Source organism: Agrobacterium tumefaciens, from assembly GCF_017726655.1.
Taxonomy (GTDB): Bacteria; Pseudomonadota; Alphaproteobacteria; order Rhizobiales; family Rhizobiaceae; genus Agrobacterium; species Agrobacterium tumefaciens_B.
This window is the reverse complement of sequence record NZ_CP072309.1, coordinates 1652426-1667960: the sequence shown is the minus strand read 5'-3', so window position 1 is coordinate 1667960 and position 15535 is coordinate 1652426. Positions and strand designations below refer to the sequence as shown.

At 59.7% G+C, this 15535-nt stretch carries 14 protein-coding genes; 9 read left to right on the top strand and 5 right to left on the bottom strand.

From position 1 onward, the window contains the following. Positions 1–36: 36 nt before the first annotated feature. Positions 37–1089 carry an NAD(P)-dependent alcohol dehydrogenase gene (locus tag AT6N2_RS21905; RefSeq protein WP_063946927.1) on the bottom strand — a complete coding sequence of 351 codons (1053 nt, stop codon included), beginning with the start codon at positions 1087–1089 and terminating at the stop codon, positions 37–39. 246 nt (positions 1090–1335) lie between these two features. Beyond that, positions 1336–1929: a TetR/AcrR family transcriptional regulator gene (locus tag AT6N2_RS21900; RefSeq protein WP_209091384.1), complete on the bottom strand. Its 594-nt coding sequence runs from the start codon at positions 1927–1929 to the stop codon at positions 1336–1338. Between the two features lie 121 nt (positions 1930–2050). Here AT6N2_RS21900 and AT6N2_RS21895 point away from each other — a divergent pair, with 121 nt between their 5' ends. From AT6N2_RS21895 to AT6N2_RS21855, 9 genes are all read left to right on the top strand, one after another. Continuing rightward, positions 2051–3277, top strand: a complete 1227-nt coding sequence (locus tag AT6N2_RS21895; protein ID WP_209091383.1) for an MFS transporter — start codon at positions 2051–2053, stop codon at positions 3275–3277. Positions 3278–3779: 502 nt separating this feature from the next. Then, positions 3780–5657 carry a TRAP transporter large permease subunit gene (locus AT6N2_RS21890; protein WP_209091382.1) on the top strand — a complete coding sequence of 626 codons (1878 nt, stop codon included), beginning with the start codon at positions 3780–3782 and terminating at the stop codon, positions 5655–5657. 63 nt (positions 5658–5720) lie between these two features. Continuing rightward, a complete protein-coding gene (locus AT6N2_RS21885; protein ID WP_144576478.1) occupies positions 5721–6731 on the top strand; it encodes a TRAP transporter substrate-binding protein in 1011 nt (336 codons plus the stop codon). Between the two features lie 75 nt (positions 6732–6806). Continuing rightward, on the top strand, positions 6807–7610 hold the full coding sequence (locus tag AT6N2_RS21880; RefSeq protein ID WP_209091381.1) for an SDR family NAD(P)-dependent oxidoreductase: 804 nt from the start codon (positions 6807–6809) through the stop codon (positions 7608–7610). Between the two features lies 1 nt (position 7611). Continuing rightward, positions 7612–8472, top strand: coding sequence for an IclR family transcriptional regulator (locus AT6N2_RS21875; protein WP_209091380.1), 861 nt, complete (start codon positions 7612–7614; stop codon positions 8470–8472). Beyond that, positions 8469–9638, top strand: coding sequence for an acetyl-CoA acetyltransferase (locus AT6N2_RS21870; RefSeq protein ID WP_209091378.1), 1170 nt, complete (start codon positions 8469–8471; stop codon positions 9636–9638). Before AT6N2_RS21875 ends, AT6N2_RS21870 begins: the two co-directional genes overlap by 4 nt. Continuing rightward, on the top strand, positions 9635–11275 hold the full coding sequence (locus tag AT6N2_RS21865) for an acyl-CoA synthetase (protein WP_209091377.1): 1641 nt from the start codon (positions 9635–9637) through the stop codon (positions 11273–11275). The genes AT6N2_RS21870 and AT6N2_RS21865 overlap by 4 nt, the downstream gene beginning before the upstream one ends. 30 nt (positions 11276–11305) lie before the next feature. After that, on the top strand, positions 11306–12085 hold the full coding sequence (locus tag AT6N2_RS21860; protein ID WP_209091376.1) for an SDR family NAD(P)-dependent oxidoreductase: 780 nt from the start codon (positions 11306–11308) through the stop codon (positions 12083–12085). After that, positions 12082–12969: a DUF296 domain-containing protein gene (locus AT6N2_RS21855; RefSeq protein ID WP_209091375.1), complete on the top strand. Its 888-nt coding sequence runs from the start codon at positions 12082–12084 to the stop codon at positions 12967–12969. The genes AT6N2_RS21860 and AT6N2_RS21855 overlap by 4 nt, the downstream gene beginning before the upstream one ends. A 54-nt stretch (positions 12970–13023) precedes the next feature. On the opposite strand, the gene AT6N2_RS21850 is transcribed toward AT6N2_RS21855, so the two are convergent. The 3 genes from AT6N2_RS21850 to soxG form a co-directional block, all read right to left on the bottom strand. After that, positions 13024–13398, bottom strand: coding sequence for a VOC family protein (locus AT6N2_RS21850; RefSeq protein WP_209091374.1), 375 nt, complete (start codon positions 13396–13398; stop codon positions 13024–13026). 283 nt (positions 13399–13681) lie between these two features. Continuing rightward, positions 13682–14950, bottom strand: a complete 1269-nt coding sequence (gene glyA / locus AT6N2_RS21845; protein ID WP_209091373.1) for a serine hydroxymethyltransferase — start codon at positions 14948–14950, stop codon at positions 13682–13684. Between the two features lie 17 nt (positions 14951–14967). Then, the gene (gene soxG / locus AT6N2_RS21840) at positions 14968–15522 is read right to left on the bottom strand and encodes a sarcosine oxidase subunit gamma family protein (RefSeq protein WP_209091372.1); all 555 of its coding nucleotides are present in this window, start codon (positions 15520–15522) and stop codon (positions 14968–14970) included. Positions 15523–15535 lie beyond the last annotated feature (13 nt).

Sequence of the window (15535 nt, the reverse complement as noted above, 5' to 3'; positions counted from 1 at the left end):
CTCTGCCGCTCATTCATCAGCGGCAAGCCATGTCCTTTATTGCGGCATCACGATCTGCAGTTTCACATCCGTTTCGCGCGCTTCCACCGCGCGGTCGAAACCGGCAATGCTGTCTTCGAAGGGAATGGTGGCCGAAATTAGCGGCTTCAGGTCGACCTTGCCGGAGGCGATGAGCGCTACGGCGCGGTCATAGACATTGGCATAACGGAATACCGTCTCCACCCGCAGTTCCTTGGCCTGAAGGCCGACAATGTCGACCGGAACCGGATCGACCGGCATGCCAACGAGCACGACGGCGCCGCCCGGTCGAGCCAGGGTGGCAACGCCAAGAATGGCTGGCGCTGCCCCGGAGCATTCAAAGACGATGTCGCAGCCCCAACCGTCCGTCGCAGCCGAAACTGCTTCGGCGAGGTTTCGCTCGCGGATGTTGACGGTCTCGATGCCGTCATAGGCGGCGATGATATCCAGCTTCGGCTGAGCGAGGTCGGCTACGATGACCTTGGAGCAACCGCCGGCAAGCGCTGCCAGCGCCACCATCATGCCGATCGGACCTGCGCCCGTGACAACGGCGATATCACCTGGCTGAATGCGTGCCCGCAGCGCCGCCTGCATACCGATGGCGAAGGGTTCGACCATCGCGCCTTCGGCAAAGGAAACGTTGTCCGGCAGCTTGTACGTGAATGCCGCAGGGTGAACGATTTCCGGTGTCAGGCAACCGTGGATCGGCGGCGTCGCCCAGAAGCGAACGGCAGGATCGACATTATAGATGCCAAGCTTCGATGCCCGCGATGTGGCATCGGGAATACCCGGCTCCATGCAGACACGGTCACCCGCCTTGAGATGGGTGACGTCGGAACCGGTTTCGATCACCGTACCGGACGCTTCATGGCCGAGCACCATGGGCGCGTTGACGACGAAATGGCCGATTTTGCCATGGGTATAATAATGGACGTCAGAGCCGCAGATACCGACCGTGTGGGTGCGAATGCGCACATCCTTCGGTCCGAGCTCACCTGAACCGGCCCCACCGGGAATATCAAAGTCCCTGAGCGACAGCTTGCCTTTTTCTTCCAGCACCAGTGCCTTCATCTCATCCTCCGTCGTTTGCGATACGCCTGGCAGCGAATTCCGTAAGCGTGATGGCGTGCAACTTCGGCAAAAGTAAACTTAAATCACCAGGATCGACCCGTTTTTTTGCTGGACGGAAAAACTGTATCGGTAGGCGCGGAATTTCTCATTAATGGCAGGCGAATGAAGTTGTCCGCCGCGACCGGCGCACCTGCGATTCGCCAGGAAAAATCAGGCGTGCCCTATGGAGCAGTTTGCCCGGCCCGTTCAAACTTTTCTGAGCCGCAACCCTTCCAGAAGGGCCCTGAAACTATCGATCGCCCGTTTCGACGTTGCTTCGGGGTCATCGGAATTAGCGATCCACTGCGCAGCGCTGCTGCTTGCCGCATTGATGAAGCGGGCGCAGGCCTCGGGATCGATATCGCCGATAGTGCCTTCTTCGTGAAGTGCCGCGAGGCTCCGGGCGACGGCGGAAATGCAGCCATTGGCGTTAGGCCAGCGCGAAGGATCACCAAGCACCGCAGGGCCGTCGCGAAACATGATCCGCTGTATCTCCGGTTCGAGAGCCATGCGCACATAACCGAGATTTTCTTCGACAAAGCCCTCCCAGCGGGAGCTGGCCTTTGAGGAAATCTCACAGAGCCTCTTCGTCATTTCCGCGTCGATTTCGGCCACGACTGCCGACAGGAGACCCTTTTTGTCGCCGAAATGATGATAGAGCGCACCGCGCGTCAGACCGGCATCCGCCGTGAAATCGTCCATGGATGCTTCCGCATAGCCCAAGTTGCCAAAGGCCTTGCGACCGGCAGCCAGCAGCTTTGTCCGCGTCTCGGCGATCATTTCGGTGCGGGGTTTGCGCATTATTACTCCATGTCCGACATACGGCACGTATATTAGTTGACATACGCCGCGTATGCAATTACTTCATTCACATACGCCACGTATGTTTGTGGTGGATACCCTCAGAACAAGGTGCATCCCGATGTCCAATCCATACAGCGAAATCTTCCGGGCTCCAGGCGCAAAAAGTTTTTCCGCCGCCGGTTTCTTCGCGCGCCTCCCCATTGCCATGGCCCCGATCGGCATTGTCGCCATGCTGTCTCAAACTCACGGTGAATATTGGCTGGCCGGCGCAGTGTCGGCGACCTTTGCGCTCACAAACGCCGCCGTCTCGCCGCAGATTTCCCGTTTGGTGGATCGCAAGGGACAAAGCGCCGTCCTTATCCCGGCCACTATAATCTCGGTCATCGCCTTTGCCTTCCTCCTTGCCGCAACAAACCAGAGATGGCCGGTTTGGACGCTCTTCCTTTCCGCCTTTCTTGCAGCTGCGATGCCCAGCATTCCGGCGATGATGCGTGCCCGGTGGACGGAACTCTTTCGCGACCGGCCGGAACTCAACACCGCCTTCGCATTTGAATCTGCGGCGGATGAACTTGTCTACATTGCAGGCGCTTCACTCTCGGTCGGCCTAGCGGTTTCGCTATTTCCAGAGGCTGGCATGATGGTCAGCACAACCTTCCTGGCGCTCGGCAGTCTCGCCTTTCTGCTGCAAAGGTCCACCGAGCCAAAAGTGCGGCCGGCGGAAAGCGGTCGCGCGGAACGGTCAGCCATATTCCAGCGGCCGGTCCAGATCATTACAATTGCGCTTGTTTTCGTCGGCTCCACATTTGCAACGGCCGAGGTAAGCGCGGTTGCAATCACCAAGGAATTGGGCAAGCCGGAAGCTGCCAGCCTCGTTATCGGCGTTTATGCGATCGGGTCCTTCATTGTTGGTCTTGTTCTCGGCGCGCTCAATCCCAAACTGCCACTGCAACGGCAGTTGCTGATCGCCGTTAGCGTGCTTGCGCTCACAGCCCTGCCGTTACTCGTTGCCAACACTTCCGTTGCTATTCTGGCATTGGCCGTCTTCCTCAGCGGCGTTGCTATATCCCCGATCTTCATAACGTCATTTGGTCTCATTGAACGGCGCGTGCCCGAATCGATGCTGACGGAGGGCGTGACCTGGGTGATGACCGGGATTGGCATCGGCATGGCCCTGGGCGCCTTCATCTCCGGCTGGGTGATCGATAAATTTGGGCCTGACAACGGTTTCTGGGTGTCGGTGGCTGCAAGCCTGACAACGGTGGTGATCGTCACGCTCGGTCAGCGCAGCCTCGCCGGGGACCGCGAAAGCCGCAGGTCAGAGGCCACACCACAACCGGCCGAATAACGACCTCAAAGGGCTTTTTTCATACCGGACCGCCCGCGGGTCTGATGTCGGAACCGTAAAGGTCCGATAGCGGGCCTGCAAGGCGATCCTGCCTCTGGAGATAGGCAAAGCGGCTCATATGTTGGGAACACCAGGAACCGCCTCGCCCGAGTTGCCGATCTATTGAATAGGGGCGCGTCCCGCGCCAAGCTTCTAGTGGCGGTAGCCGAAAGCGTGATCGCTCACACTCCCGAAATATTTAGGTCCACCATATGGATCGTTGTTGAGAGAGAAATTGCTGGGCAAACTGGCTATTTTGCGGTTGATTTGATGACACTTCCTCGTTATCTCCAATATATCGCTTTATGACGGTCCATATTGTGGAGGCAATAAACCGTCGCATCGGACTTTTGGAGGGGTCTGGCCAGTCTGGCAACGATGCGTTCTGATGTCGCGCCGCGGCCTCGTTTCCGTTGCCGGCCATCTTCATTGCGAAGGTTATTCAGTGGGAGAGGAGGCCCCGATGACCATGACTGCAGATGCGAATGACGACGTATTTGTGCTGGATGGTGAGCTGTTGCACAGCGGGCCCGTGACGGGCTCGCGGTTCATGCGACCCATCGAGGCTATCGCCGCAGTACTGCTCGCGACGATGATCGGCCTTCTGCTGCTGGGCGTGGCGTCGCGCTACGCACTCCACCTGCCAATCGTCTGGATCGATGAAGCGGCGTCGCTGTGCTTCTTATGGTTTGCCATGCTGGGTGCGGCAATCGCCATCGATCGCAGCGAGCATCTGCGCCTGACGCTCTTCCTCAACATGTTCCCGCAGCGCATCCTGGGTTACATCAACTCTCTCGCCCTGGTGCTGGTGGCGACATTCCTTGCGGCGATCATCAAGCCTGCCATTGATTATGCCATCGAGGAATGGGTAGTGACGTCGGCGGCGCTGAATATTCCGATGACGTTTCGCGCAGCCGCGCTCCCGGTCGGCGCCTGCCTCATGCTGCTTCTTGTCCTCAACAATCTCTTCCGGCGCGAAACCATTCGCGACATCGTCGCTGCGTTTCTAACGGTTGCCGCCGTTTCTGGCCTGCTCTATCTGGCTTCCCCGGCATTGGAAAACCTTGGCAACCTCAATCTGGCGATCTTCCTCGGCCTGTTCGTCGCGCTGTTTCTGGTCGTTGGCGTGCCGATCGCCTTCTGCTTCGGCCTGGGGACCCTCGCCTACCTTACATTCACCACCTGGGTTCCGACCATTGTCATGATCGGGCGGATGGATGAGGGCATGTCGGGTATCATCCTGCTCTCGGTACCGGTTTTTGTGCTGCTGGGATGCGTTCTTGATGCCACCGGTATGGGCCGGGCAATCGTCGAACTGCTGTCGTCCATGTTCGGCCATATCAGGGCCGGCATGTCCTATGTCCTGCTCGGCTCGCTGTTTCTGGTGTCCGGCATTTCCGGTTCCAAGGTTTCCGATATGGCAACCGTAGCCCCGGCGCTCTTTCCAGAAATGAAGCGTCGAGGCCACAAGCCCAAGGAAATGATCGCACTTCTGGCAACCGGCGCGGCCATGGCCGATACGGTTCCGCCTTCTATCGTGCTGATCGTTCTCGGATCTGCGGCGGGTGTATCCATTGCCGGCCTCTTCACCTCCGGCTTCATGATCGCCATGGTGCTGCTCCTCGTGCTGGCCGTTCTGGCTCGCTGGAAGGCACGCCATGAAAACATGGAGGGTGCGAAGCGCACGCCCTGGCCGCTGGTTGGTAAGGCGGCCCTGATCGCCGCCCCGGCGCTGGTTCTGCCTTTCCTTATCCGCAGCCTTGTCGGCGGCGGTGTGGCGACAGCCACCGAAGTCTCTACCATTGCCGTATTGTACGCCATGATTATCGGCGCAGTGCTCTATGGCGGCATCAGCTTCAAGAAGCTTTATTCGATGCTGGTCGAAACGGCGGCCCTTTCCGGCGCCATCCTGTTGATCCTCGGTTGCGCATCGGCCATGGCATGGGGGCTGACCCAGAGCGGCTTCGCGTTCCAGCTGACCGCGATGATCACCGATCTTCCGGGCGGCTGGATGACTTACATGGTGGTGTCTATCCTGATTTTCATGATCCTCGGCTGTGTGCTCGAAGGGCTTCCCGCAATCGTCCTGCTCGCGCCGATCATGTTCCCGATCGCCCGTACCCTCGGCATCAACGACATCCATTATTCGATGGTGGTGGTGGTTGCCATGAATATCGGCCTGATGGCGCCGCCGATCGGCATCGGCTTCTATATCGCCTGCAAGATCGGCAACGTCTCACCGGACGAGGCAATGGCCGCCATCTGGCCGTACCTTGCGGCGATGGTTGTCGGCCTGCTGCTCATCGCGGCCATTCCGGGCCTGTCGACCATTCTGCTTTGAAATGATTGCGAGCCTGCTCGCGATCCATACGAAACCACTGCTTTATTTTGGGAGGAAAAAGCATTGAATATCAACAGACGTACTATTCTCGCCGGTGCCGGATCCGCCGTTCTGGCGACGGCCTTCGTGTCACGCGCCCGTGCGGCGCAGTATAACTACAAATATGCCAACAACCTGCCCGCCGCGCATCCGATGAACATCCGCGCCAAGGAGGCAGCCGACCGCATCGCCAAGGAAACCGACGGACAGGTCAACATCAGTATTTTCCCCAGCAGCCAGCTAGGCGCCGATACGGACGTTCTAAGCCAGGTGCGCTCGGGCGGCGTTGAATTCTTCACGCTGTCGCCTCTGATCCTGTCGACGCTGGTGCCGAACGCCTCCATCAGCGGCATCGGTTTTGCCTTCCCGAACTACGACTCCGTCTGGGCGGCGATGGATGGCGATCTCGGCAAATATGTCCGCGGCGAAATCGCGAAGCAGAATCTCGTTGCGATGGATACGATCTGGGATAACGGTTTCCGCCAGATCACCAGCGCTTCCAAGCCCATCGCCACGCCGGCCGATCTCGAAAGCTTCAAGATCCGCGTGCCGGTGAGCCCGCTCTGGACCTCGATGTTCAAGGCCTTCAAGTCGGCCCCTGCCTCGATCAACTTCGCGGAGGTCTATACCGCGCTGCAGACCGGCGTCGTCGATGGTCAGGAAAACCCACTGGCGATCATTTCCACAGCCAAGCTGTTCGAAGTACAGAAGTTCTGCTCGGTCACGAACCATATGTGGGACGGCTTCTGGTTCCTGGCCAACAAGCGCGCCTGGGAGCGTCTGCCGGATGACCTGCGCACCATCGTTGCCAAGAACCTCAACCAATCAGGCAAGGACGAGCGTGCCGACGTGGCGAAGCTGAATGCTTCCGTGAAGGAAGACCTGATTTCCAAGGGGATGACCTTCAACGACACGGATGCGACGCTCTTCCGGGCCGCCCTGAAAGACGCAGGCTTCTATTCCGAGTGGAAAGGCAAATATGGCGATGAAGCCTGGGCCATTCTTGAAAAGGCTGTCGGCGCAAGCCTGACCTGACACAGCTTGAAAGCAACTGGTCCTGCCCTTGGCAGGGCCAGCCTCCTATGTCTGACGAGTGGAATGGAGACTGTTTTGACAGGTCGCCTGACGGGAAAACGCGCGCTGGTATTCGGCGCAGGATCATCAGGTCCAGGGTTCGGCAATGGCAAGGCTGCAGCCGTGCAGTTTGCCCGTGAAGGCGCGCGTGTGGCCTGTGTCGATCTTTCCGCCGAAGCCGCCGAAGAAACCGCTGAAATTATCCGCAATGAGGGCTTCGAGGCGTTGGCAATTTCTGCCGATGTCACAAATCTCCAGTCGGTCTCAGCCAGCGTCTCTCGCACCTGCGAAACCTTTGGCGGCATTGATATTCTGCACAACAATGTCGGCGTCACCCATATGGGCGGTCCCGTCGAGCTGGACGAGGAGCGCTTTCGCGCCTCAGTCGATCTAAATATCGGCTCGGTTTACCGCACCGCCAAGGCTGTGTTGCCGGTCATGCTTGAGCAGGGTGGCGGCGCCATCGTCAATATCTCCTCGCTCGCTTCCATTCGCTGGACCGGCTATCCTTATTTCGCCTACTACGCCATGAAGGCCGCCGTGAACCAGGCGACTGTGGCGCTTGCGATGCAATACGCCAGGCAGGGTATCCGCGCCAATTGCATTCTACCGGGCATGATCGATACGCCGCTTATCTACAAGCAGATCAGCAGCCAATATTCCTCCGTCGAAGATATGGTGGCAGCACGCAATGCGGCCGTTCCTGTGGGACGAATGGGCGACGCTTTCGATATTGCCAAAGCGGCCGTATTTCTGGCGTCCGACGAAGCTAAATTCATTACAGGTATCTGTCTGCCGGTCGACGGCGGGCAAAGTTGTGCTGTGGGAGCTTTTTCCTGATATGGGGACGACAATTATCCCGGTTGAAAGTGATCTGACGGGCGCCCGCGCGGTGGATCGGGCCCTGGCGCTGCTCTCCCTGGTCGGCAGGCACGCGGAACGCGGCGCAGCACTTTCAGTCATCGTTACCGAGAGCGGTCTGAACAAGCCGACAGCCCGCCGCCTGTTGCTGGCGCTGATCCGCGCCGGCCTCGTCGAACAGGATGAAGAAACGAGACGTTATTATCTGGGCGAGGAAGCCTACGTGCTGGGCAGCCTGTCATCGCGCCGTTTCGGCCTGCTGCAGATGGCGCAGGACGGGCTGACGCGGATCTCGCGCCGCACGGAGGATTCGAGCTTCCTTTCCGTGCGTCGGGATACATTTGCGCTTTGCCTTTACCGGGAAGAAGGCACCTGGCCGGTGCGCACCCATGCGCTTCAGGCCGGTTTCGAACATCCGCTCGGCATTGGCGCCGGTTCACTCGCCATGCTGGCGGCGCTTTCCGATGCCGAGGTGGAAAGCGTTATCGCGGCCAATAGCGGGCTGATTGCCGCCAATTATCCCGGGATCACCCTCGAGGGCCTTCGCCGCGACGTCGAAACCACGAGGGCGAATGGCTACTCGCTTAATCCGGGCCTGATCCTCTCGAATTCCTGGGGTATCGGGGTTGCCATCCGCACGCCCGATGGCGCGGTGGCTGGCGCATTGAGCATCGCCGCCGTTGACAGCCGCATGCGGCCGGAGCGCCAGCCCGAACTCGCAACGCTGCTACGCGATGAAGTTACCCGCATCGAAACACGCATCGCAGAAATGATGGCCAGCCGTGCCCGAACGGGCGGTGAAGGCGACACGAAACGTCAGATACGGAGAACGAGCAAATGAGCAAAGCACAGATCGTCGGCTGGGCGCATTCGCCTTTCGGCAAGTCGGCCCTCGAAAATACCGAACAGTTGATGGCTTCGGTCGTGGCGCCCGCCATCGAACACGCCGGCGTCGATGCCGGCGATATCGACGGCATTTTTGTTGGCGTCATGAATAACGGCTTCTCAAAACAGGACTTTCAGGGTGCGCTTGTGGCGATGGGAGATGAGCGTCTCGCCTATACGCCGGCAGTGCGGTTCGAAAACGCCTGCTCGACCGGGTCGGCCGCCCTTTACAGCGCCATGGATTTCATCGAAGCCGGGCGCGGTCGCATTGCACTTGTCGTCGGCGCCGAAAAGATGACGGCGCTTCCTACTGCCGAGGTCGGCGAAATATTGCTTTCCGCCTGCTACCGCGCGGAAGAGGCCAATATTCCCGGCGGCTTCGCCGGCCAGTTCGGACGCATTGCCCAGGCGTATTTCCAGCGTTACGGCGACCGCTCGGAAGAGCTCGCGATGATCGCCGCCAAAAACCATGCGAACGGCGCGGTCAATCCTTACGCTCATATGCGCAAGGATTTCGGCTTCGAATTCTGCAACACCGTATCGGACAAAAACCCCTACGTCGCAGCGCCTTTGCGCCGCACTGACTGCTCGCTAATATCAGATGGAGCCGCCGCCATCGTTCTCGCCGACGAGGAAACGGCTGCCACGCTGAACCGCGCAATAGGTTTCAGGGGGCGCAAACATGTCAACGATATCATGGCGCTCAGCCGCCGAGACCCGCTGGCTTTCGAAGGTGCGCGACGCGCCTGGGCGGGCTCGCTCGACCTCGCAGGGGCAACCCTCGACGATCTCTCCTTCGTCGAAACGCACGACTGCTTCACCATAGCAGAGCTTATCGAATACGAGGCGATGGGATTGGCGAAGCCCGGCGAAGGCCATCGGGTCGTGTGTGAGGGAACGGCGCTGAAAACCGGGCGCTTGCCGATCAATCCATCGGGAGGTCTGAAATCCAAGGGCCATCCTGTCGGCGCAACAGGCGTCTCGATGCATGTCATGGCAGCCATGCAGTTGATGGGCGAGGCTGGCGAGATGCAGATCCCGGGCGCTTCCCTGGCCGGCGTGTTTAACATGGGCGGCACTGCGGTTGCCAATTATGTCTCGATCATGGAGCGCGTGAAATGACGACACCGAACGCCGTGCAGCATCCTGCGGGCGGGGTCGCGCCTTCAACGACGCGGGTGATGAACCTTTCGCATTTCCTGACACAGGCGGCGCGGCGGAACCCTCACCACATCGGGTTCGTCTGGGGTGAAAAGACGTGGACCTGGGCTCAGATGGAAGCACGGGTTGATGCCATGGCCCATGCGCTGATCCATGAATTCGGCGTCGCGAAGGGAGACCGCATTCTGGTGCAGTCCTCCAACAACAATCAGATGTTCGAATCCATGTTCGCTTGCTTTCGGGTGGGTGCTGTGTGGGTGCCGACCAATTACCGCCAGTCACCTGATGAGGTCGCCTATCTGGCAAAGGCGAGCGGTGCACGCGGCATGATCTGCGCCAGCGCCTTTCCTGACCATGCACAAGCGAGCCGTGCGGCGGCGGCCATCGACTTCACGATCGCCATCGGGCAAGCGGAGTTCGGCGACGATTACGATGCCATCGTTGATCGCCACCAGGGGATGAGGGTGAAGAGCCAGGCTGTGGATCGCGACGATCCCTGCTGGTTCTTCTTCACGTCAGGCACCACTGGCCGTCCCAAGGCCGCTGTTTTGACGCATGGCCAGATGGCTTTCGTCATCACCAACCACCTTTGCGACCTGATGCCCGCTACCGGGCCGGATGACGCCTCCATCGTCGTCGCCCCGCTTTCGCACGGCGCGGGTGTCCATCAATTGGTGCAGGTGGCGCACGGCGTGAAAACCGTCCTACCAGCGTCGGAAAAACTCGATGTTGCGGCGGTATGGGCACTGATCGAGAAGTGGCGTGTCACCAATGCTTTCACGGTGCCGACCATTCTCAAAATGTTGATCGAAGATCCTTCCGTCGATCAATACGATCATTCTTCGCTGCGCTACGTCATCTATGCCGGCGCCCCGATGTATCGCGCTGATCAGAAACGGGCACTCGCCAAGCTCGGCCCGGTGCTGGTGCAATATTTCGGGCTGGGTGAGGTCACCGGAAACATCACCGTGCTGCCTCCTTCCTTCCATAGCGCCGAAGACGGTCCGCAAGCGCGCATCGGCACCTGCGGATTCGACCGTACGGGTATGGAAGTGCAAATCCAGAACGACGCGGGCGAGGAGGTTGGCGCGGGCGAAACCGGCGAGATTTGCGTTATCGGTCCCGCTGTCTTCGCCGGTTATTACGAAAACCCGGAGGCGAATGCGAAGGCCTTCCGCAATGGCTGGTTCCGCACCGGCGACCTTGGCCACCGTGACGAAAACGGCTTCGTTTACATTACTGGTCGCGCCTCCGACATGTATATTTCCGGCGGCTCGAACATCTACCCACGGGAAATCGAAGAAAAAATCCTCATGCATCCCGATATCAGTGAAACCGCAGTTCTAGGCGTGCCGGATGCGGTGTGGGGCGAGGTGGGCCTTGCCGTCTGTGTTGCGCGGGACGGTGCCGATATCGGCGGCATCGACCTCAAGGCCTATCTCGAGGGCAAGATGGCCCGTTACAAGCTACCAAAGACCGTGGTTTTCTGGGAGGCCATGCCAAAATCCGCCTATGGCAAGATTACCAAGAAGATGATCCGCGAAGAACTGGAAAAGCGTGGCCAACTGCCGGTCTTCGACGAAAAGCGGACAGGCTGACAGCACGACATTCAACCGGGAGGAGACGGTATGACGCAGCAGACGACAGGGACAAAGGGGGCGGTTGCAATTACCGGCGGTGCATCCGGTATAGGCCTCTCTACCGCGCAGCTTCTGATGGCGCGCGGATGGCAGCCATGGCTGCTGGACCTCAAGCGCGACGCTCTGGATGCGGCCTGTGAAAAGCTGGGTTTGGAGCCCTCGCGTGGCATCGTCTGCAATGTAGCGGAGGAGGCTTCGATTGAACAGGCTTTCGCTGCTTTGACCGCAGGCATGTCAAGTCGGTCATTCGATCTGGTCGCCGTCGTCAATAGCGCCGGCATCGGCATCGACAAGCTCTCCGTCGACACCAGCGTCGAGGAATTCCGACGTATTATCGACGTCAATCTCGTCGGCAGCTTCGCAGTGGCGCGAACCGCGGCGCGATATTGGCTGGAACGAGAGCTTGGCGGCTCCATCGTCAATATCAGCTCCGTCTCCGGCATGTGCGGCAATCGCGGTCGCAGCGCCTATGGCGCATCGAAAGGCGGCGTCAATCTTCTGACGATGGTCATGGCAAACGAGCTGGGCCAATCCGGCATTCGCGTTAACGCGATTGCGCCCGGACCCGTCGACACCCCCCTCACCCAGGCCGTTCATACGGAAAACGTCCGCACCCAATGGCATAGCCGCGTTCCCATGCACCGCTATGGCCGGACGGACGAAATTGCCTCCGCCGTCGCCTTCCTCGTGTCGGATGATGCAAGCTATGTCAACGGACAGGTGCTTGCTGTCGATGGCGGCTTCATAACGGCCGGGCTCGCCGTATGACTGGGATGGACACGGTGGAGCTCCCCCGTCGCATCGTCCATCCCGGACCCGCAACGGCCGAGCGGTTTCGTGCCATTGGATGCCATGCCCATTCCGTCACTCTGACGGCGAAGCCTGGAATATCCGTCAATCAGGCAATTGCCGAAGCCTTTGAGGAACAGGGTTTCGAAGGCGGTTATGTCTGGCTAAAAAACGTGCCGATGAAGCAGTTGAACTACGTCATGCCCGCCGCCTCACCCGATGGTGCCCATGCCGCCTGGTACAGCGAAACCTTTTCCATGCCCGGAGGAATAATCAATGACGCGGGTCTGCATATGGGCCGGCGAGACGGTGCGCCGTTCCTGCACTGCCACGGTTCATGGCAATCCGCCGAGGGAATTGTTTCCATGGGACATCTATTGCCTTTCGAAGCACAATTCGCCCACGAAACCGCGCTTGAGGCACTTGCCCTCGATGGCGCAATCCTCGATGTGCAAAAGGACGAGGAAACCAACTTTCCACTTTTTACACCCGTTGCCAGACCGCGTTGTCGCACCACGTCAGGACTGCGGGCAATCTTATGTACCGTACGGCCAAACACAGATATCTGCATGGCCCTTGAAGCGGCTTCTTCCCAGTTCGGTCTGCACGAGGTCGATATCAACGGCATCGGCAGCCTGATCGGTGCGGATTACGAGGACGGGACGAGCCTGACCGCTTTTGCCAGCGAAATACTTATCCGTAATGGCTCTATAGATCCCTCCGTCGGCGGAGGACAGCAGGCAATGCTGGATATCGCAATGGTGGACCTCACCAAACACATCAGTGGTGGGCGGCTCGTCCGCGGCAAAAATCCGGTCTGCGTCACCTTTGAACTGCTCCTGACCGAAAGGCAGCGAGTTTGATCTGCGTTAAGCCGGTTTGTTTACAGCCGCCCGCAGGTCACGGTGCGCGCCGGCTTATCGCGTTGACGCTGTCCTGGCCGTCAACTTGTTTCCATCAGGATCGCGGAGATAGGCGACAAACGCGCCGTTCGGCCGTTCCGCCGGCGGGGTTTCAATCGACGTGCCGCCATGTGCGACGCCGGCTGCATGCCATGCAAGCACATGGTCAGGAGTTGTCACCGCGATGCCGATCGTTCCTCCATTGGCTGCGGTTGCCGGTTTTCCATCAATCGGGGTCGTGATCATAAGCCGCCCGCCTTCGTGGAGGTAGATCAGCCGCCCTCTCGCATCCACCTGACCGGCCTTGCCGCCGAGGGCAACAAAGGTGGCATCGTAGAAATTTTTGGAGCGCTGGAGGTCGTTGCTGCCAATCATAACATGGGTGAACATGTTTATCTCCTCACGGATGGAAACTGGTGTTGCCTGCCGTATAACGGGCGATTGACAATTAAAGGGCCGACAGGCGATGTGCCAAGCACTTTGTTACAGTTTCACAATCAGAAGCGATTAAGTCTTGCCGTGGCCCACACGCAGCAACTAACGCCGGTAAGCGACATGCCCTGCCAGATGCCCGAAAGTGCAAGGCAGAGCAAATACCTTATCGTTCAAAAAGCGCCGATCCCACTTTGGGACTAACGCACCAGCCTGACTCTACGCAGACTGGTGCGCCCGATCACGAAACATAAATCGGAAAAGCGTCGCAAAGGGCGGCAACCTCTGCCCGCACGTCGGCCTCGACTGCGACGTCACCTTCCGCATTCACGGCCAGCGCATCGATGACGCGCAGAATCATCATGCCGATTTTTTCGAATTCAGCCACACCGAAGCCGCGCGTCGTGCCGGCCGAGCTGCCGAGGCGGATGCCGGACGTGATGAAAGGCTTTTCCGGATCGTTCGGAATGGCGTTCTTGTTGCAGGTCAACCCCGCTCGCTCCAGGGCGATCTCGGCCACTTTGCCGGTCACGCCTTTCGGGCGCAGATCGACCAGCACCATGTGGCTATCCGTGCCGCCAGAGACGATGCCGAGGCCGCCATCCTTCAGGACCTTGGCCAGTGCCTGCGCATTGGCGATCACCCGACCGGCGTAGTCGGAAAATTCGGGCCGCAGCGCCTCGCCGAAGGCAACCGCCTTGGCGGCGATGACATGCATCAACGGGCCGCCCTGATTGCCGGGGAAAACGGCCGAGTTCAGCTTCTTGGCAAGATCGGCGTCATTGGTCAGGATCACGCCGCCGCGTGGGCCGCGCAGGGTCTTGTGGGTGGTCGAGGTGACGACATGGGCGTGCGGCACCGGGTTCGGATATTTGCCGCCGGCGATCAACCCGGCATAATGGGCCATGTCGACCATCAGATAGGCGCCGACTTCATCGGCGATCTTGCGGAAACCTGCAAAATCGATCTGGCGCGGATAGGCGGAGGCACCCGCTATGATCAACTTCGGCTTCGTTTCCAGCGCTTTCTCGCGCACCTTGTCCATGTCGATCAGGTGGGTTTCGGGGTTAACCTCATAAGAAACGACATCGAACCACTTGCCGGACATCGTTACCGGCGAGCCGTGGGTGAGGTGGCCGCCATGGGCGAGCGAAAGCCCCATGATGCGGTCGCCCGGCTGCAGCAGCGCCAGGAACACGGCCTGATTGGCCTGCGCGCCGGAATGCGGCTGCACATTGGCGAATTCCGCGCCGAAGAGCTGCTTCAGCCGGTCGATGGCGACCTGTTCGACCTTGTCGACGAATTCGCAGCCGCCATAATAACGCTTGCCGGGATAGCCCTCGGCATATTTGTTGGTCAGAACCGAGCCTTGAGCGGCCAGAACATCGGCGGACACGATGTTCTCCGAGGCGATCAGCTCGATCTGCGTCTTCTGGCGGTCGAGTTCCTCGGCGATGGCCTCGGCGATCACCGTGTCCGAAACGGTATCGTGTGGCAAGCGGTTGAGCATGGTTTTCTCCTCCAGGATCAGGCGATATCGGCGGCAAGTTCCTTGCAGCCAGTTTCAAGCAAATGGCCGAGATGCGACACGAAGCTGTTCCAGACATCCATGCGGAAGCGATTTTCCGCATCGCGCCACAGCACCACGGTCACGCCGTCGAAGATCGTCCGGCGGCCCTCGCCGACGGCAATGGTCTCGATGTCGCGGGCGCAGCCGAGCGTCAGCAGTTCGGCAGCCTGCGGCCCCTCGATCAGCAGCGTCACCTCGCGCCCGGAAATATCGACGAGACTGTGCGGATGGCTGGCGTAAATGCCGGCGCAGGCGGCGATCAGCCGGCCGGTTTCGGTGATCGGCGCAAGGATGGTCCATTCATCCGGGCCAAGCCGCAGCGTCTCGGTTTCGCCGGAAGCGGCGCGGGCGCCGATCCGCTCGGGCAAGGTCAAGCCAAGGGCGGCGTTAAGCGGGGCCAGATCGCCGCGCGCCCTGAGCGACAACCGCGCCGGCGCGGCCAAGACGCTGACCTTGGCGGCTTTGCTCTCGGCCAGTACGCCTGGAACGGGGGAGGAAACGCGCATGTTCATTGTCATCTCCAAC